The sequence below is a fragment of the Methylobacterium dankookense genome (assembly GCF_902141855.1).
Taxonomy (GTDB): domain Bacteria; phylum Pseudomonadota; class Alphaproteobacteria; order Rhizobiales; family Beijerinckiaceae; genus Methylobacterium; species Methylobacterium dankookense.
Window position 1 is genome coordinate 1 of sequence record NZ_CABFVH010000129.1, and the last position, 765, is coordinate 765.

The 765-nt window shown below is 71.5% G+C and carries 1 protein-coding gene; it reads left to right on the forward strand.

The window, feature by feature from the left end; translation table 11 throughout:
- Positions 1–765: outer membrane protein (locus MTDSW087_RS29870; protein WP_144769419.1), on the forward strand; the 765-nt coding region annotated here is incomplete at both ends.

Consider the following 765-nt stretch of genomic DNA (forward strand, 5'->3'; position numbering starts at 1 on the left):
CCGCCGCCGGTCTTCACCCCGGTGCCGGTCTTCACCTGGACGGGCTTCTACGCCGGTTTCAACGCCGGCTACGGCTTCGGCACCGGCAACGACCGTGGCGCCACCGTCGCCGCCGTCCCGGCCGCCTACGGCGTCTTCGCCAATCCCGGCCCGCAGGTCATCGCCTTCGCCGGCCAGCGCTCGGCCGACGGCTTCGTCGGCGGTGGCCAGATCGGCTACAACTACCAGTTCACCCCGGGCTCCGGCGTCGTGGTCGGCGTCGAGGCCGATGCCCAGTACGTCGATTTCGGCCGTGACCGGAACCGCTTCATCGCCACCAGCCCGCTGGCTGTCGGCGCCGCCGCCTTCAACCCCAACAGCGTCACCGGCCTCGACTACTTCGGCACGGTGCGCGGCCGCCTCGGCTACGCCTTCGACCGCACCCTCGTCTACGCCACCGGCGGCTTCGCCTACGGCTCGGGCGGCGGCCGCGACTTCGGCCTGCCCAACTTCACCCGCAACGAGTTCCAGACCGGCTGGACCGTCGGCGGCGGCGTCGAGTACGCCCTGCCCACCGACAGCTTCCTGAACTTCTTCCGCTCCTCGGCCGTCACGCTGAAGGTCGAAGGCCTGTACGTGAACCTCGACCAGGGCAACCGCAACAACGGCCTGTTCGCCGTCGGCGCCACCGGCATCCCGGTCGGCCTCGGCAGCACCGGCGTCACCGTCGTCTCCGGCGCCACCAACCGCCGCAACGACACCGAGTTCGCCGTCGTCCGCGCCGGC